The sequence below is a fragment of the Paractinoplanes atraurantiacus genome (assembly GCF_900215205.1).
GTDB lineage: Bacteria > Actinomycetota > Actinomycetes > Mycobacteriales > Micromonosporaceae > Actinoplanes > Actinoplanes atraurantiacus.
Window position 1 is genome coordinate 1 of the sequence record NZ_OBDY01000038.1, and the last position, 17,423, is coordinate 17,423.

17 protein-coding genes are annotated in these 17,423 nt (G+C 70.4%); 3 read left to right on the forward strand and 14 right to left on the reverse strand.

Translation table 11 applies throughout. The features are described 5' to 3' along the window. The 6 genes from CRP55_RS45930 to CRP55_RS45955 form a co-directional block, all read right to left on the reverse strand. Positions 1–215 (reverse strand): hypothetical protein (locus tag CRP55_RS45930; protein ID WP_143234491.1); only part of this gene is annotated, 215 nt, incomplete at its 3' end. 55 nt (positions 216–270) lie between these two features. Then, positions 271–1,011, reverse strand: a complete 741-nt coding sequence (locus CRP55_RS45935; RefSeq protein WP_097328410.1) for a beta-phosphoglucomutase family hydrolase — start codon at positions 1,009–1,011, stop codon at positions 271–273. A gap of 78 nt (positions 1,012–1,089) precedes the next feature. Next, the gene (locus tag CRP55_RS45940) at positions 1,090–1,425 is read right to left on the reverse strand and encodes an ATP-binding protein (RefSeq protein ID WP_245923779.1); all 336 of its coding nucleotides are present in this window, start codon (positions 1,423–1,425) and stop codon (positions 1,090–1,092) included. A gap of 217 nt (positions 1,426–1,642) precedes the next feature. Further along, positions 1,643–2,941: an ABC transporter ATP-binding protein gene (locus tag CRP55_RS45945; RefSeq protein WP_097328412.1), complete on the reverse strand. Its 1,299-nt coding sequence runs from the start codon at positions 2,939–2,941 to the stop codon at positions 1,643–1,645. Positions 2,942–3,073: 132 nt separating this feature from the next. Further along, positions 3,074–5,242: a bifunctional glycosyltransferase/CDP-glycerol:glycerophosphate glycerophosphotransferase gene (locus CRP55_RS45950; protein WP_097328413.1), complete on the reverse strand. Its 2,169-nt coding sequence runs from the start codon at positions 5,240–5,242 to the stop codon at positions 3,074–3,076. After that, on the reverse strand, positions 5,239–7,077 hold the full coding sequence (locus tag CRP55_RS45955; protein ID WP_097328414.1) for a DUF5941 domain-containing protein: 1,839 nt from the start codon (positions 7,075–7,077) through the stop codon (positions 5,239–5,241). Before CRP55_RS45955 ends, CRP55_RS45950 begins: the two co-directional genes overlap by 4 nt. Before the next feature lie 271 nt (positions 7,078–7,348). Between CRP55_RS45955 and CRP55_RS45960 the strand changes: the two genes are divergently transcribed. Further along, positions 7,349–7,531, forward strand: a complete 183-nt coding sequence (locus CRP55_RS45960; protein ID WP_218855038.1) for a PspC domain-containing protein — start codon at positions 7,349–7,351, stop codon at positions 7,529–7,531. Positions 7,532–7,779: 248 nt separating this feature from the next. Here the strand turns inward: CRP55_RS45960 and CRP55_RS45965 are convergent, their stop codons facing one another. From CRP55_RS45965 to pdxH, 7 genes are read right to left on the reverse strand one after another with little or no spacing between them, the layout of a single operon-like run. Beyond that, positions 7,780–8,532, reverse strand: a complete 753-nt coding sequence (locus tag CRP55_RS45965) for a DUF4230 domain-containing protein (RefSeq protein ID WP_097328416.1) — start codon at positions 8,530–8,532, stop codon at positions 7,780–7,782. 43 nt (positions 8,533–8,575) lie between these two features. After that, positions 8,576–9,739: an acyl-CoA dehydrogenase family protein gene (locus CRP55_RS45970; protein WP_097328490.1), complete on the reverse strand. Its 1,164-nt coding sequence runs from the start codon at positions 9,737–9,739 to the stop codon at positions 8,576–8,578. 24 nt (positions 9,740–9,763) lie between these two features. Continuing rightward, entirely contained in the window at positions 9,764–10,060 is a 297-nt protein-coding gene (locus CRP55_RS45975; RefSeq protein WP_089296050.1) for a type II toxin-antitoxin system VapB family antitoxin, read from the reverse strand. Between the two features lie 47 nt (positions 10,061–10,107). Beyond that, the gene (locus CRP55_RS45980; RefSeq protein WP_097328491.1) at positions 10,108–10,734 is read right to left on the reverse strand and encodes a nitroreductase family protein; all 627 of its coding nucleotides are present in this window, start codon (positions 10,732–10,734) and stop codon (positions 10,108–10,110) included. Further along, entirely contained in the window at positions 10,734–11,654 is a 921-nt protein-coding gene (locus CRP55_RS45985) for an aldose 1-epimerase family protein (RefSeq protein ID WP_097328417.1), read from the reverse strand. Before CRP55_RS45985 ends, CRP55_RS45980 begins: the two co-directional genes overlap by 1 nt. Positions 11,655–11,664: 10 nt before the next feature. After that, entirely contained in the window at positions 11,665–12,984 is a 1,320-nt protein-coding gene (locus CRP55_RS45990) for an MFS transporter (RefSeq protein WP_097328418.1), read from the reverse strand. Beyond that, complete coding sequence (gene pdxH, locus CRP55_RS45995) at positions 12,981–13,637, reverse strand: pyridoxamine 5'-phosphate oxidase (protein WP_097328492.1); 657 nt, start codon at positions 13,635–13,637, stop codon at positions 12,981–12,983. The genes CRP55_RS45990 and pdxH overlap by 4 nt, the downstream gene beginning before the upstream one ends. Positions 13,638–13,729: 92 nt before the next feature. Between pdxH and CRP55_RS46000 the strand changes: the two genes are divergently transcribed. Both CRP55_RS46000 and serC read left to right on the forward strand, forming a co-directional pair. Beyond that, positions 13,730–14,854, forward strand: a complete 1,125-nt coding sequence (locus tag CRP55_RS46000) for a citrate synthase 2 (RefSeq protein ID WP_097328493.1) — start codon at positions 13,730–13,732, stop codon at positions 14,852–14,854. Further along, positions 14,854–15,984, forward strand: coding sequence for a phosphoserine transaminase (gene serC / locus CRP55_RS46005; protein ID WP_097328419.1), 1,131 nt, complete (start codon positions 14,854–14,856; stop codon positions 15,982–15,984). Before CRP55_RS46000 ends, serC begins: the two co-directional genes overlap by 1 nt. Here serC and CRP55_RS46010 read toward each other — a convergent pair. Further along, complete coding sequence (locus CRP55_RS46010; protein WP_097328420.1) at positions 15,979–17,283, reverse strand: tetratricopeptide repeat protein; 1,305 nt, start codon at positions 17,281–17,283, stop codon at positions 15,979–15,981. The two genes, serC and CRP55_RS46010, sit on opposite strands and share 6 nt — an antisense overlap. Positions 17,284–17,423 lie beyond the last annotated feature (140 nt).

Genomic DNA, 17,423 nt, shown 5'->3' on the forward strand with positions numbered 1-17,423 from the left:
CCGGCCTCGGCATAAGGCAACGGCCGCAGCTCGTAGAACGAGTTCAGATAGGTGCCCGGCAAGCCGTGCGGCTCGCCCTCGTCCAGGTTTCCGCGGATCCCGATATGCCCGTTGCTCAGCGCGAACACCGACTCGGACTGGGCCAGCAGATCCAGGTCGAGGCGAGTCTCCCGGATGTGCCAAGGGTCGACGGGATAAGCCCGTTCACGGATCACGGTGGTGCCTCTCGTACCTATGAGGAAGGAGAAAAGTCTTTATGGAGTACGTGCACTAACGCGTCAGGAGTTCGGACAGATCCGAAACCACAACGTCGGCCCCGTTGTCCAGAAGGGCCTGAGACTGACCCACACGGTCGACACCGATCACGATGCCGAAGGCTCCCGCGCGACCGGCGGCGACGCCGGCCAGGGCGTCCTCGTAGACGGCGCAGCTCTTCGGGTCGAGCCCGAGCTGCTCAGCCGCGTACAGGAAGGTGTCTGGCGCCGGCTTGCCCGGCAGCCCCTGCTCGCGGGCGGTTACCCCGTCCACGCGCACTTCAATCAGGTCGGCGATGCCCGCCGCCTCCAGGACGTCTTTGCAGTTGGCACTGGCCGACACCACGGCACGGCGCAGGCCGACCCGCTGGGCGGCCTTGAGGTACTCCACGGAGCCCTCGTAGACCTGGACGGCGCCCTCTTTGATCTTCTGGAGCACGAGGATGTTCTTCCGGTTGCCCAGGCCGTTCACGGTCAGCAGGTCGGGACCGTCGTCCGGGGTGCCCTCGGGCAGGGTGATGCCGCGGGACGCCAGGAACGTGCGGACGCCGTCGGCTCGTGGCCGGCCGTCGACGTACTGGTGATAGTCGGCGCCGGAGTCGAACGGCACGAATTCCTGATCGTGCTGCGCCGACCACGCCCTCAGAAAGGTGTCGAACGTCTGCTTCCACGCAGCATTGTGCACAAGAGCGGTCTGCGTGAGCACGCCGTCAAGATCGAAAAGGCATGCGGTTACGTGAGGAGGTAGTCCGAGCACCGGCCTAATGTAGTCGCACCGCGCGGCCCATGAGCCCGGAAGGGCACCTTCACATTCGTCCGGTGGTTTACACCCTGTTCAAAGTTCGATCCGGAGGCCGATCGTGGTACCGATCGGCCCGGTGGCCACCGTCACCTCGTCGCAGAGCTGGTAGGCCAGCCAGATGCCGCGTCCACCCACCTCATAGGTCTCGGGAACCTCGGGAGCGGACAGATATCTCGCCGGTATGCCGGGGCCGGAGTCGGTCACCGAGCACCAGGCCGAGCCGCCGGCCGTCCACAGCAGGAGGCGACCGTAACCGCCGGCGTGCAGCACCACGTTCGTGACGATCTCGTTGACGGCCAGGACGTACCCCTGAAGCCGGTCGCCGGCCAGACCCGCCCCACGCAACCGGGCGGTCACCTCGTGGCGCACGAGAGCGATCTCGTCACGGATGAAACGGCGATCGATCAGGTGAGCGGCGGCACCCGATGGAGGGACGGCTGTGCCCGGCGGCTCCACCCGCGGAGCCGAACGCACTCTCTGGCCTACTCTCTCCTCCACCGTGGTGCAGCCTACGCGGTGTGCCGCCCCAGTGGCACCACGCGCCCGCGAATCAACCCGGTAGGGCCGGCCGGCGTCCATGCGGCCACTAACGCCAGCCGACGTCGATGCGCGCGCCCCGGCCGTCGAAGAAGTGCAGGGCGTCCATCCGGACGGCGATGTTCAGCGGGTGGCCGGGCGAGATCGCCGGGTACGGCGCCAGCCGCACCGCCAGCTCGGCCGTCCGGCGGGAGTGGCGGCCCGGGTCGAGCACATTGTGCGACTCGGCCTCGCGGGTCTGCACCGCGGTGGCGCCGCCGCGCCCGCTGAGCCGGCGCTGGAGGGCCCCGCTGAGCTTCCGGAAGGGTCCGGGCTCCTCCACGTCCTTGGGCGCCGCCGGGCCCAGCTCGTCGATGACGATCGCGGTGGCGCCGATGTCGAGGTAGGCCAGCGACTCGTGGCCGTGGTGCTCCAGATAGCGGATGCGGCCGCGCAGCACGTCGCCCGGCGCGTCGGGCGCGACCGGGGTGAGCGCCTCGGCCCGCAGGCCGACCACGATCCGCTCGCCGTGGTAGTGGGACACGGCCCGGCTGCGGATGTCGTTCCAGGGCAGGTAGAGCGCCTGCTCGCCGAAGTTGAGCTCGATGTAGCGCTCGAGGTGGACGAAGACCGAGGCCTCGAGCAGGTTCATCCGCGGCGAGCCGAGGAACGCGGCGACGTAGAGGGTGGCCGGCCGCCCGTACACCTCGGTGGGTGTGCCGACGTCCTGGAGAACGCCCTTGCGCATGATCGCGACCCGGTCGGCCATCGTGAGCGCCTCGGCCTGGTCGTGCGTCACGTACATGGTGGTGACCCCGAGCTCGCGGGTCAGCCCGGTGATCTCGGCCCGCAGCTCGGCCCGGAGCCCGCTGTCGAGGTTGGACAGCGGCTCGTCCATGAGGAACAGGCCGGGACGGCGCACGATCGCGCGGCCCATGGCCACCCGCTGGCGCTGGCCGCCGGAGAGCTGACTCGGCTTGCGCTTCAGGACGTCGCCGATGCCGAGGGCCGACGCGACGTCGCCCACCCGCTCGCCGCGCGGCAGTTGCTCCACTCCGGACAATTTGAGTGGAAACCCGATATTGTCGCCAACAGTCATGTGCGGATAAAGCGCGAAATCCTGGAAAACCATGGCAATGCTGCGGTCGCGCGGCGCCAATTCGAGGACCGGGTCACCATTGAGAAGGATGTCCCCTTCGGACGGATCCTCCAGGCCGGCGATCATCCGAAGGACTGTGGACTTGCCGCAGCCCGACGGGCCGAGCATGACCAGGAATTCACCGTCGTCGACGTCGAGACTCAGGTTGTCGACGGCTACCGTGCCGTCGGGCCAGACCTTGGTGACGTCTTTGAGCGAGACGGTCGACACCGCCTACCTCCCCTACCGGGCGCAAAAGTGTGATCCCGGTCCCACTACGGTCCGCGACCCGCCCTATTCGACGAGGAGTATCGATGTCACGCCATCGGGTGAACGTGCCATTTGCTCAGGGTAACTACGCGATTACCGGTTTTCGTCCAGAAATACCCGGCGAACGACGCGTTCCGCCGCATGTCCGTCGTCCAGATAGGAGAAACGCGCGCGGAACGCCGCCCGCAGCGCGGCCGACGATTCGTCCGCATACGCCCCCGACCGGAAGAGATCGATAAGCGCCAGATAGTCCGTTGCCACCGCGCCCGGCGGCTCGGCCAGCAGATCGAAATAGGTGCCGCGCAGCTCGCGGTAGACCTGCCAGTCCGGCGCGTAGACGACCACCGGCCGGTCCAGGACGGCGAAGTCGAACATCGCCGACGAGTAGTCGGTGAGCAGCACGTCGGCCGCGAGGTAGAGATCCTCGACCACCGGATGGCCGGAGACGTCCATGATGCGACCGCCGCTCGACGGCGTCTGCCCGCTCATCTCGGCCGGCACGTGGAAGTAGTGCTCCCGCACGAGCAGCACGGTGTCCGGCCCCAGGGCGGCGGCCAGCCGCTCGACCTCGAGCACGTGGCTGCCGGCGGGCAGCCACTCCCGGTGCGTCGGCATGTAGAGCACGACCCGGCGGCCGGGCGCGATGCCGAGCCGCTCACGCATCGCCGCCGACTCGGCCGGGGTCGCCCGGGCCAGCCGGTCGTTGCGCGGATAGCCCACCTCGAGCGTCTCGAAGTCACACGGATAGGCCGAGTCCCAAGCGATCGTGGTGTGCGCGTTGGCGGTGACGCTGAAGTCCCAGCGGTCGGCCCGGCGCATCTGGCCGGCGAAGTCGTGGTCGGTCACCGCGGCCGGATGGTCGAGCTGGTCCATCCCCATCATCTTCAGCGGGGTGCCGTGGTGGGTCATCACGTGCGTGGTGCCGCGCCGCTTCACCATGCGGTGCGGCCAGTTCACGTTGTTGACCAGATAGCGCGCCCGGGCCAGCGCCTTGTAGTACGGCAGCGTGCCGGCCACCACGTGCGGCGTGCCGGGCGGCAGCGCGCCCTCACGGGCCGGGCCGACCACCCAGAGCTGACGCAGGTGCGGGGCGAGCACGGCCGCCTCGGCGGCGATCGCGGCCGGGTTGCAGCTGACCCCGCGGAACCAGTACGCGGCGTACAGCGAAAGCGATTGATCCACCGGCAGCCGCAGTTGCAGCTGGTAGTAGAGGTGCCCGAACGCCTGCCGCGACCGGCGCTTGACATGACCGGCCGAGCGGCGGACCAGGCGCAGGCCGCGGCGTGCCGCCTTCATCGAGGTGTCGACGAGCTTGAAGGTCCCGTACGAGCCGCGGGCGACCAGCTTGTAGCGGACGCCCTCGCCGCCGGACGGCATCGGATAGCCGGCGGGCGGCAGGTACTTGCGGTACATCTCGTTCATCCGGCCGAAGAAGCGCGCCCGTGAACCACCCGGCACCCGGGCGTCATGCCGCAGCACGGCCAGGAAGTGCCAGATCATCCGGCGGAAGAGCAGGCCGCGCACCTCGTCGCCGGGCGACGCGTAGCGGGCGGCCAGCTCCAGCGCGTGCTCCCAGTGGTCGAAGACCTCGAAATGCCGGTCGCCCTTGGTCCGGGTGATCGCCCCGGTGCGCCGCTGCCGGTAGTGCACGCACGTGCGGGGCAGCGTGCTGATCCGCGGGGCGGCCAGCATGACCGGGAAGCTGAACGACACGTCCTCGTACCAGCCGGCCTCGAAGACGAAGCCCAGCCGCAGCAGGAAGTCGCGCCGGACCACCTTGTTCCAGGCCACGTGCAGGATCTCGAGGACCTTGGGCCACTCCTCGACGGAGAAGACCTTGGGCGCGGCCGACAGCTTCTTCTTGGCCGAGCCGGTCTGCACGCGCCCGTCCCAGTAGACCCGGTCCCAGCCGACGAGCAGCACGTCGGCGTCGGTCGAGCGCAGGCGCGCGGCGACCGCGGACAGCGAGCCCATCGACAGCCAGTCGTCGGAGTCGACGAACCAGACGTACTCACCGGTGGCGTGCTCGAGGCCCAGGTTGCGGGCCCGGCCCAGGCCCAGGTTCTGCGGCGCGGTCACCATCCGCACGCGCGGGTCACGGGCCGCGTACTCGGCCAGGATGGCGCCGCTGTTGTCCGGCGAGCAGTCGTCGACCGCGACGATCTCGAAGTCGGTGAACGACTGGCTCAGCATGGAGTCGAGGCATTGCCGCAGGTAACCCTGCACCTTGTAGACCGGTACGACGATGCTCAGCAATGTCACGGGCGGGTGCCACCTGTCCGCCAGTCGGCGATCGCGTTGATCAGGAACGAGCCGCCGACCAGCGCGGCCAGCAGGGCGGCACCGGCGGTGCCGAGGCCGGACAACGCGGCGGCGGTCAGCAGCACGACACGACCGTCCCAGCCGAGCAGGGCGCCGCGAGCCTTGCCGGCGGGCGCGCCCTTCTCCATCCGGGCCACCAGGTCGTAGTGCCGCAGGGTCAGCATGAAGATCAGCAGGTAGGTGACCGGCGTGGGCACGTCACCGGCGATGCCGGCCGCGACCACCATCAGATATTCGGCGGCGCGCAGGCCGGCCGGGATCAGCCAGTCGAGCGGACCGCCGTGCCCTTTCCGGGCCGGCAGACCAGCGCTCAACACCAGCAGCGCGGCCACCACGAGCAGGGTCTTGGACGGATCACCCGCCAGGAAGACGACCACCGTGGCCAGCGCCACGACGGCGGCCAGCGCCGCGAAGATCAAAGGCGCGGGCAGCCCGGCCCGGCTGATCACCTCGCGGACGAGGAAACCGTCATCACGGAACCGGCCCGTGTCCACCTTGTCGAGCACGCCGACGCGCATGGAGAAGGCCCGCAAAGACCTCAAGGCCAGGGTGTACGCCAGGGCGAGCACCCCCCAGGCGAGCATGCCGGCCAGCGCGACCCGCCCGTTGGTGAAGATCGCCAGGACGGCCAGCAGCGCCCAGCGCTCGCCGATCGGGAAGACCACGATCCGCTTCAGCCAGTACGCCACGGAGCCGGTGTCACCCTGCACCTTGGTCGAGGCGGCGGTCAGCCGGGCCCCGACACCGCTCGCGGCCTGCGGCTTCGGATGGGCGGCGGCCTCGTCGTGCAGGGCGCCGTACCAGGCGTCGGTCATGTGCCGGACGGTCTGCAGCACGATCGCGGCGATGGCCAGCGGCCAGGCGTACGGCAACCCGATCCGCTCGGCCCCGGCGGCGAGACCGGCGTAGGCGACGTACTCCTTGGCCCGGTCGGCCATGGTGTCGAGCCAGCCGCCGAACGCGCCGAACTGACGCGTGTACCGGGCGAGCTGACCGTCGACGCAGTCGAGCACGAAACTCAGATAGATCAGAATGCCGCCGGCGATCATCGCGGGCCGGGAGGCCTGCCAGAAGGCGAGCGCGGCGGCGACGGCCAGAAGCACGGAGAGCCCGGTGACGGCGCTCGGGGTGAGCTTGAGCCGCGCCGAGGCCTTGGTGACGATCGGCGACCATGTGCTGACCGCGTACGTGGTGAAGAAGTCGTCCTTCTCCTTGACCGCGAGCCGCAGGCGGGCCTTGTCCTCGTCGACGGCCGCGACGGCCGCCCGCGCCGCGGCGAGCTCGGCTTGGTCGTGCACGAGAGCGCCCCGCAGCAGCCGGACCGGGGTGGCTACCGGCACGAGACCGGCCTCGAGCAGCGCCGGGAGAAGATCGTCCCGATCCGCGACATCGGCGAGGACCGGCAAATCGGCCGGCGTCACACAGATCGCACCGAGATAGCGAACGGTGCCCGGCCCGTCACCGGCCGGCAACAGCTTGCCGCGGTCCTCCCGCAGATCTCCCGCCGGATCGGCGATCACCAGCGCGGTGGTCCGCTTGGCCGGCTCAGTGGCCAGCATCCAGAGCAGACTCGGATGCGCCACAAGATTGTCATCGCAGATCAGCACCGGCTCGTTGGCTTTCTCGGCGCGCCGCACGACCTCTCGGAGTTGCCCGCGCTCGACCTCGGTGGCGCCGGCGGCTCGCAGGGCGGCGGTCAGGTCGTCCGCCAGCCGGGCCGCGTCGGCCGGATCGAGGGCGTTGCCGGTGCTGGTGTGCAGGACAGCCAGCGTCACCGGAGCGTCACCGCTTGCCTCCTCGTCACGGCGTCACGTCCCCGGCGCAGGCCGGGCGCGACACATCGTCAAACCGGCACGCGGCATTGCGCCGAAGGCCGGAAATCGGCACCCAGGTTAACAGCGGGAGGCGCGAGGGTACGGGTCACCCTTACGGGAGCCGGGCCGCCCATCTCCACCTGCGGACCGAGGGCGCACGGTCACGGCGCCCCTACCGTCGAAGTACGGCCGCAGCACAACGCCGAGGCCGTCAGTCAAGGAGGAAGTCATCGTGACTCGCCGACTCGCCCGCCCCCGGAACGACCGCTGGATCGCCGGCGTCTGCTCCGGCCTGGCCCGCCGCTTCGGCCTCTCCGCCGGCGTGGTCCGCCTGATCTTCGTCATCTCCTGCCTGCTGCCCGGCCCGCAGTTCATCATCTACCTGGTCCTGTGGGCCCTGCTCCCCAACGAGTGACCCCGGCCCGCGCGGCCCGGGCCTCACCCGCGGGCCGCGCGGCTCTACTCGCCTGCGGGGCACACACGACAAAAGCGCGTAAATCGCGCGCCGCGCAACGGAAAAGGCCATGCGCGGCGTCTTCTGAGATGACCCCCGGCTCGCGGCAAGCTCAAGCCCTCACGAGGGCTCCCGCGATCCGATGACCGCCGGACGCCGTCGACCCCGCCCCCGGGTCGGCGGCGTCCGGTGTTTCCGGCCCGCCTGAGTCACGGGCTGTTGAAGGTCACCGTGACCGTTGAGTAGCCGAGGCGCGTGAAAAGGCTGCGGAGCATCTGTTCGGTGTTCTGTTTGGCTCGGTCGGACAGCCCGCTCGACTGGGCGGCCTCGGTGATGCGCTGCTGGGCCAGGGCGTACACCTTCTGCTGCTTGCCCGGATCGCTCTTGAAGGCGTCGCCGATGCGGTCGAGCAAGCCGCGCTGCTCGGCCACCACGTAGCTCTTCTGCATGTCGAGGGCGGCCGACCCCTGCTCCGGCGCCGGCAGCGTGATCGTGACCGTCTTCTTGTCGTTGTCGACGACCAGCGCCTCGTCGGCGAGCTTGCTGAAGTCGACGTATTGCTCGACCGTGCCCGAGCCGACGAACAGTGTGCGCCGGTTGACCAGGAAGTCGGGGATGTTCTCCTTGCTTTCCTGCAGGTCGACGATGACCTGGAAGGTGCCGTCGGCCGCGACGTAACGGCTCAGGTCGCGCATCGACTGCAGCAGCACCGGCTGGCTGCGGTCGGTGGTGCGGTCACTGAACGGGTTGTCGAAGCTGGGCAGCACGTTGATCGCGCGCAGCCCGAGGCAGGCCGCCACGAGCAGCGCGAAGACGAACCCGGTGAAGATGAGCAGGCGGGCGAACCCGCTCGGCCGAGAAGGCTGCTCCGGCGACGCAGGCGGAGTCGACTCCTCGGGGACGGGGGGATACTCACGGGTGGGTTCGGTGACACCCGGCGAGACGTCCGATGAGTTGGCCATACCCCTCACGGTACGAGCCGGGTACGACACTTGCAGTCAACGGTCAGGCGAAAGCGTTCAATCCGGTCAATTTCTGGCCGATGACCAGCTGGTGGATCTCGGAAGTGCCCTCGTAGGTGAGGACACTCTCCAAATTGTTCGCATGGCGCATCACCGGATATTCGCCGCTGATGCCGTTGCCGCCGAGGATGGTGCGGCAGGTGCGGGCGATCGCGATCGCCTCCCGCACGTTGTTGAGCTTGCCCACGCTGACCTGCTCGGGCCGCAGCGCGCCGGACGCGTCGCGCAGCCGGCCCAGGTGCAGCGCGAGCAGGTAGCCCTTCTGCAGCTCGAGCGCCATGTCGGCCAGTTTGGCCTGCGTCAGCTGGAAGCCGCCGATGGGCCGGCCGAACTGCTCGCGGGTGGTCGCGTAGTCGAGCGCCACCGTCAGGCAGTCGCGGGCGGCGCCCATCGCGCCCCAGATGATGCCGAAACGGGCTTCGGTCAGGCAGGAGAGCGGCGCTTTCAGGCCGCGCGCCTCGGGGAGGCGGGCGCTGTCCGGCAGCCGTACGCCATCAAGCGTTATCTCGCCCGTGCTGGAGGCACGCAGCGACATCTTGTGCTTGATCTCGCGGGCCGCGAATCCGGGCGTATCGGTCGGCACGGCGAAGCCGACCACGCCCTCCTCGGCACGAGCCCAGATCACCGCCACGTCGGCCACGGGCGCGTTGGTGATCCACATCTTGCCGCCGTCGAGGATCCAGTCGCCGCCGTCGCGCCGGGCCCGTGTCGCCATGGTGGCCGGGTCGGAGCCGTGGTCGGGCTCGGTGAGGCCGAAGCAGCCGATCAGCTCGCCGGCCGCCATGCCCGGCAGCCAGCGCTGTTTCTGATCTTCGGATCCGAAACGCCAGATCGCGTACATGGCCAGCGAACCTTGCACGCTGACCAGGGAGCGCACGCCCGAGTCGGCCGCCTCCAGCTCCATGCAGGCCAGGCCGTACGCCACGGCGGAGGAGCCGGCGCAGCCGTACCCCGTCAGGTGCATGCCGAGCAGCCCGAGCTTGCCGAATTCCTGCGCCAGCTCGCGGACGGGCACGGTGCCGTCCTCGTACCAGCCGGCGACGTGCGGGCGTACCCGGTCGTCGGCGACCCGGCGGCAGAGCGCGCGGATGTCGCGCTCCTCGTCGGAGAGGAGGGTATCGACGTCCAGGAGATCCAGAGGAGCCACCATGACCGTCAACCTAGCGGAAAGTCAGCCCTCGACGACCAGCACGCGAGCGTGGATCTGGTTGCGCTGCTGCAGAGCGGCCCGCAACGCGCGGTGCAGGCCGTCCTCGAGGTAGAGGGCGCCCTTGTATTCCACGACGTGCGGGAAGAGGTCGCCGTAGAACGTCGAGTCCTCGGCCAGCAACTTGTCCAGCGCCAGCTCGCGCTTGGTGGTGATGAGATCGGCCAGCCGGATCGGCCGTGGCGGGATCTCGGCCCACGCCTTGAGGGTCGTGTGGTGATCGGGATAGGGGGCACCGTCCCGGACCGCCTTGAAGATCACCCCGGAGCCCCCTCTCTCACCAACAACCTCAGCCTATCCCTACCGCATCACGCCCATCGGCCATGATGCACCACATCTTCCACCGGGCGGTGCCCGCGCTTGAGTGACGGAGACCTCTTGTCGGTTGCCCGATAGCCGACGGTGAGCGTACCGATCGGGGTGTACTCGTCCGGAACCCCGAACGCCTCCTTGACCGCCGGCACCTTGGGCACCGGCACGCCGAAGAAGCAGGAGCCGAGCTCCTCGTTGACCGCGCTGAGGTGCATGAGCAGGGCGGCGAAGCCGGTGTCGATGTCCCAGTAGGGCACCGGCCAGTGCTCCTCGCTGCGGTCCGTCCAGCCCTTGTCGGCCTGCGCGTACCGGTCGAGGTAGACCGACTTGTTGGAGAAACAGACGATGATCACCGGCGCCGTGCGCATGCGGGTCAGCCAGTCGCCCTTCCACGCCTCGTCGGCCGCGGCGTCGCCGAGGTCACCCTCGGTCGTCGACGACCAGTAGAGGTCGCGGTCCTTCTGCTCGGTGAGGACCAGGAAGCCCCAGCCCTGCGAGAAGCCGGCGCTGGGCGCGCGCAGACCGTGCTTGACGATCTTGTCGACGATCTCGGGCGCGACCGGCCGGTCGGGGTCGTAGCTGCGCACCATCCGCCGCTTGCGGAGGACGTCTTCGAAATCCATCAGGCCCGGATCCCCCACGAGGCGGTCCACCGCTCGCCCGGCGCCAGCACGATCAGGTCGCGGCCGGTGCGGAACGAGTCGGGCGGGCAGGTCATCGGCTCGATCGCCACCGAGCGGCGGAACCGCTCGCCGTGCAGGGTGTCGCCGGTGAAGACCTGCCAGTACTTGAACTTGCCGTCGGCCCAGACCACGACCTTGGCGTCCGAGTTCGGGTCGGCGATGGTCACCTCGGTGATGCCGTCGCCGTCGTGCTCGATGTCGCCGAACGTGGTGTCGAGGATCAGGTCACCGATGCGCCGGGGCTCGTTGAAGTCGTACTCGGTGCCGGCCACCGGGTTGGCGCCGATCGGCAGCAGCCGGCCGTCGGCCACGACGCGGGTCTTGCCCGGCACGTGCAGCAGGATGTCGTCGACGGCGACGCCGGGCAGCTCCAGGTAGGGGTGCACGGAGTATCCCCAGGGCGCGTTCGCGTCGCTGTTGTTGACGACCTCCTGGTCGCAGCGCAGCCCGTCGGCCGAGACCGTCCAGGTCGTGCGCAGCGTCAGCCACCACGGATATCCGATCTGGGCCGGCAGCTCGAACTGGAGCGTGACCGACGCGTCCGTGCGCGAGACCTCGGTCCAGCGGGCCCAGTTGACCAGGCCGTGGATGGCGTTGTGCCGGGCCGGCTCGGTCAGCGGGAGCTGGTAGGACTGCTCCTCGAACGTGTACTTGCCGTCGCGGATCCGGTTGGGCCACGGTGCCAGGATCTGACCGGCCGAGGCCGGGGAGAGCTCGTCCGCCTCGAAGCCGTCCAGCACCTTGACGCCGTTCACGGAGAAGCCGCGCAGCACGCCGCCGACCTCCACCACGACGGCGCTGTGCCCGTCCGCCTCGATGGACCACTGGGTGCCGGATTTCGCGGCTACGACGCTTGTCATGGCTTGGACATTATCGGTTCGCGCTCGTCTCGGTGCCGGCCGGCGGCTTGTAACGAATCAGAGCGGGGAAGACCAGGGCCAATACGACCGTCAGGCCGGCCGCCAGGAAGCCGCCGCCGGCCCATGACGTGGTGGTCGACGTGAGGTCGGCGGTGGCGCCCGCGCGCAGGTCGCCGAGGCGCGGGCCGCCGGCCACGACGACCGTGAAGACGCCCTGCAGCCGCCCGCGGAGCCGGTCGGGCGCGTAGACCTGCAGGATCGACTGCCGGTAGACGGCGCTGACCAGGTCGGCCGCACCGCCCACGGCAAGAAGCAGCAGGATCAGCCACAGGCTGTGGGCGAGGCCGGCGAAGCCGATCGCGAGGCCCCAGGCGACCACGGCGGCGACCAGGGCGACGCCCTGCCGCTTGACCCGCCCGATCCATCCGGAGAACAGGCCGGCCACCACCGAGCCGATGGCGATCGCGCTGAACAGCCAGCCCACCGCCTGGTCGCCGCCGAACCGGTCGGCCGCCACCTCGGGGAACAGGGCCCGCGGCATGGCGAAGACCATGGCGATGATGTCGACCGCGAACGAGAGCAGCAGCACCGGCTGGGTGACCAGGAACTTCAGGCCGACCAGGACGCCGCGCAGGCCGGCGCTGGGCCGCTCCTCGGTCAGGTCGTGCTCGACCGGCGGGATCGACGGCAACCGCCAGGTCGCCCAGAACGAGACCGTGAACAGCACCGCGTCGACCAGGTAGGCGGCGATGATGCCGCTGTCGGTCGAGGCCGCCGCGAAGATCACACCGGCCGCGAGCGGGCCGAGCACGCCGCCGGCGGTGGTGGTCGTGTAGGCCAGCGTGTTGGCCGCCGGCACCAGACCACCGGGCACGATCCGCGGGATGATCGCCTGCCGGGCCGGCGAGCTGATCGCGAAGCCGGCCGATTGCAGCGCGACCAGCGCCAGCAGCAGGTAACCGCTGTTCACGTGCAGCAGAGCCTGCGCCAGCAGGCCGAGCGTGGAGATCCAGGCGAGCGTGGAGCTGGCCAGCAGCAGCTTGCGCCGGTCGACCACGTCGGCCGCGGCGCCGCCCCACAGTCCGAAGATCAGCAACGGCACCAGGCCGGCCAGGCCGAGCAGGCCCACCCAGGCCGAGGAGTGCGTGATGGCGTACATCTCGATCGGCACCGCGACCGAGGTGAACTGGAAACCGAAGAACGAGACCCCGTTTCCGATCCACATCCGCCGATACGCGACGACGCGCAGCGGCCTGAGATCGATGAACCAGGACTTCCGTTCGCGCTCCTCGACGACCTCCGCGGCCGCTTCGACAGCGTCCTGGCTCAAGGTGCCAACCTTTCCAAAACCCAAGGGCCTTCTTCGGTACGCCGGTAGCGCAGTCGATCGTGAAGGCGGCTGCTCCGGCCCTGCCAGAACTCGACCGTCTCCGGCACCACGCGGAAACCGCCCCAGTGCGGCGGCGCCGGCACCGGCCCGTCACCGAATCGCTCCTGGGCTTGCCGGAAAGCCGCGTCGACCGCTTCCCGATCCGGCACGATCGTCGACTGCGGGCTCGCCCAGGCCCCCAACTGGGAACCGCGCGGCCGCGACGAAAAGTACTCCTCGGTCTCGGCCCGGCTCACCCGCTCCACCGCGCCGACCACGATGACCTGCCGCTGCATGGGAAACCAGGGGAAGACCAGGCTGGCGTACGGGTTGGCGGACAGCTCCGAGCCCTTGCGCGACTCGTAGTTGCTGAAGAAGACGAAACCGCGAGCGTCGTACTCCTTCAGCAGGACAGTACGCGCCGACGGGTGACCGGCCGGGGTGGCCGAGGCGACGATCATGGCGTTGGGCTCGGGCAGAGCGAACCCGGAAGCCTCGATGAACCAGGCGCCGAACTGTGTGGTCCAATCGGCGGCCATGCCGGGCTCGAGCAACGCCTCCCGCGCGGTGTAGTCGCGCCGCATGCTCGCAGGCGAGGGGGGTTCAAGGGTCACGCAACGACCGTAAGTCCCCTCGGCCGTCACGTCAGGTCGGTGAGGATGGGTGTCGCACAGAGCACATACAGAGCGCATCATGCGGTGTCGACCTGCCGTTACCCAGCGAGCAAGATGAAGCACCTACAGCGTCCGCCCCAGGGAGAGTCGTGGCCTTCGAGACCGAGATCGCCGAGCCTGATCGCGATGGTGGCGCGCTGCGGTACCGCGGCGTCGACATCGAGGACCTGATCGGCCAGGTCTCCTTCGGCGACGTCTGGGGGCTGCTGGTCGACGGCCGGTTCGGGCCGGGCCTGCCGCCGGCCGAGCCGTTCCCGGTGCCGGTGCACTCGGGCGACATCCGCGTCGACGTGCAGTCCGCGGTGGCCATGCTCGCGCCGTACTGGGGGCTCAGCCAGCTGCTCGACATCGACGACGACCAGGCCCGCCGCGACCTGGCCCGGGTGTCGGTGACCGCGCTCTCGTTCGTCGCCCAGGCCGCCCGCGGGCTCGGCCTGCCCGCCGTGCCGCAGAAAGACATCGACAAGGCCGGCACGATCGTCGAGCGCTTCATGCGGCGCTGGCGCGGTGAGCCCGACCCCAAGCACGTCAAGGCGGTCGACGCGTACTTCATCTCCGCCGCCGAGCACGGCCTGAGCCCCTCCACCTTCACCACCCGGGTGGTCGCCTCGACCGGGGCCGACGTGGCCGCCTGCATCTCCTCGGGCATCGGCGCGCTCTCCGGACCGCTCGACGGCGGGGCGCCGGCCCGCGTGCTGCACATGCTGGAGGAGGTCGAGCGCAGCGGTGACGCCGAGGCGTACGTCAAAGGCGTCCTTGATCGTGGTGAGCGCCTGATGGGCTTCGGCCATCAGGTCTACCGCGCCGAGGACCCCCGCGCCCGGGTGCTCAAGCGCACGGCCCGCGAGCTCGGCGCCCCGCGCTACGAGGTGGCCATCGCGCTCGAGCAGGCCGCCCTGGCCGAGCTCCAGGCCCGCAAGCCGGAGCGGCCGCTGCCGACGAACGTCGAGTTCTGGTCGGCCGTGATCCTCGACTTCGCCGAGGTGCCCGGCCACATGTTCAGCTCGATGTTCACCTGCGCCCGGGTCGCCGGCTGGAGCGCGCACATCCTGGAGCAGAAACGCCTGGGCCGCGTCGTCCACCCGCACGCTCACTATGTGGGACCACCGGTCCGCAAGCCGCAGCAGGTCGAGGGCTGGGACAAGCTCCGCGCATAATGTCTGCCGTGAGTGACATCCGGATTCCAGACGAGATCAAGCCGGTCGACGGGCGCTTCGGCTCCGGTCCGAGCAAGGTGCGCCCCGAGGGCGTCGAGTCGCTGTCCGCGGTGTCCCGCACGTTCCTCGGCACCTCCCACCGGCAGAAGACGGTCAAGGACCAGGTGGCCCGCCTGCGGCGTGGCCTCGGCGACTTCTTCGCGATGCCCGACGGGTACGAGGTGGTCATCGCCAACGGGGGCACGAGCGCGTTCTGGGAGGTCGCGACGTTCGGCCTGATCCGCGACCGGGCCCAGTTCGCCGAGTTCGGCGAGTTCGGGGCGAAATTCGCCAAGGCCGTTGCGGACGCGCCGTTCCTGAGCGAGCCCACGGTCCACCGGGCGCCGGGCGGCCAGGCGGCCTACCTGGCCGCCGAAAAGGGCGTCGACGCGTACGCCACGGTCCAGAACGAGACCTCGACCGGCGTGGCCGTCCCGGTCCGCCGCGTGGCCGGCTCCGACGAGGGCGCCCTGCTGCTCACCGACGCCACCTCGGGCGGCGGCAGCCTCGACGTCGACCTGCGCGAGACCGACGTCTACTACCTGGCCCCGCAGAAGGCCCTCGGCTCCGACGGCGGCCTGTGGATGGCCCTCATGTCGCCGGCCGCGATCGAGCGCGCCTTCGAGATCAAGGCCTCGGGCCGCTACATTCCGCAGTTCCTCGACCTGGTGACCGCCATCGAGCAGTCCCGCCTCGAGCAGACGTACAACACGCCGGCCCTGGCCACGGTCTTCCTGGCCGCCGAGCAGCTCGACTGGATGAACGCGCAGGGCGGCCTGGCCTGGGCGGTCAAGCGCAGCGCCGAGAGCGCCGCGGCCATCTACGGCTGGGCCGACAAGTCCTCGTTCGCGACGCCGTTCGTCACCGACCCGGCCCTGCGCTCGGCCGCGGTCGCCACGATCGACTTCGACGAGAGCATCGACGCCGCCCAGCTGGCCACGATCCTGCGGGCCAACGGCATCGTCGACACCGAGCCCTACCGCAAGCTGGGCCGCAACCAGCTGCGCATCGCGCTCTACCCGACGGTCGAGCCCTCCGACGTGACCGCCCTGACGGCCGCGATCGACTACGTCGCCGAGCGCCTCTCATAGCCGGGCCAGCGCCGCGCGGGCCTCGGGAGCGTGCCGGAACGAGAAGTGCGGGTTGAGGCGCAGCGCGGCGGTCAGGTCGGCGCGGGCGGCGTCGCGCCGGCCGAGGTCGGCCAGGATCAGGCCGCGGTGATAGTGGCTGAGCGCGCTGCGGGTGCCCAGCTTCAGCGCCTGGTCGGCGTAGCGCAGCGCCTCGGCCGGCCGGCCGGCGGCGCGTAACGCCCAGCCCAGCGCGTCGGCCCCGGCGATGCCGGGCTGCCGGGCGTAGAGGCGGCGGGCGGCGTCCAGCGCGACCGATCTCCCCTGGCCGGCTGCTTTCTGGCCGGCTTCTCCCTGGTCGACGGCGAACAGCACGGTGTCCGGGTCCGGTGGGGCGCCGCTGAGGGCCTCGCCCGCCCAGCCCTGACGGGCGCGGTCGTACTCCTTCGCGGCCTCGTCCCCTCGGCCGGCCGCGGTGAGCAGGTCGCCGAGCTCGGCGGCGTAGACGGGCCGGGGCGAAGCGGCCAGGACGGCCCGGAACTCGGCGATCGCGCCCGCGGTGTCGCCGCGCGCGGCGCGGATCCGGGCCAGGCCCAGGCGCAGCGGCGGGTGGCCGGGCAGCAGGCGCAGGCCCTCGGTGAACTCGGTGGCCGCGGTGTCCAGGTCGCCGTTGTCGGCGGCGAGCTGGCCCAGGTGCAGCCGCGCGAACGCGCCGTCGGCCGCGTTCGGGGCGGCGTCCAGGGCGCGGCGCATCGCGTCGGTGGCACGCCCGATGTCGCCGCGCAGCTCCCAGGCGTACGACGCCCGGGCATAGGACGAGGCGTCGGGGCGCAGATCCACCATCCGCTGGATCGCCGGGAAGGCCTCCTCGTAGCGGCCCAGCTCGATCAGGGCGTCGGCGACGACGCCGAGCGCGGCCGCCCGGTAGGGATCGACCGCGAGCGCGGCCCGGCCCTGCCGCAGCGCGGCCGGGAAGTCGTGGAGGGCGGCGGCGAGCGCGCCCTGGCCGGTCAACGCGATCGCGTTGTCCCGCGGGTGGATCTTCTGCGACCGGTCGAGGGCCACCCGGGCCCGTACGTAGTCGGCGGCCTCACCTGTCGTGCGCGCCCGCTCCACGTACGCCGTGCCCAGCTCGGCCCAGGTCTTCCAGTCGTCCGGCACCCGCTCGACCCGCCGTTCGGCGGCCGCGATCGGGCCGGTGTCGCGGGTCAGGGACGCCTGGCTCACCGGCGCCCGGTCCCAGGGTGCGAGCAGCGCTCCGGCCGTGACCACGAGCGCCAGGCCGAGCACCGAGACAGCGATGAGCACCACCACGCGGCGCATCCGGTCCCCCCTCCACAGAGCGATGTGTCGACAGGAGGATTCGCCGCCCGCGGCGATCCGGATGGCTCGATGTAACCAATGCGACTCGATTCATCCGCCCTGTCCGGCGAGGCGAATGACCCGCGACAGCATCGACCTCA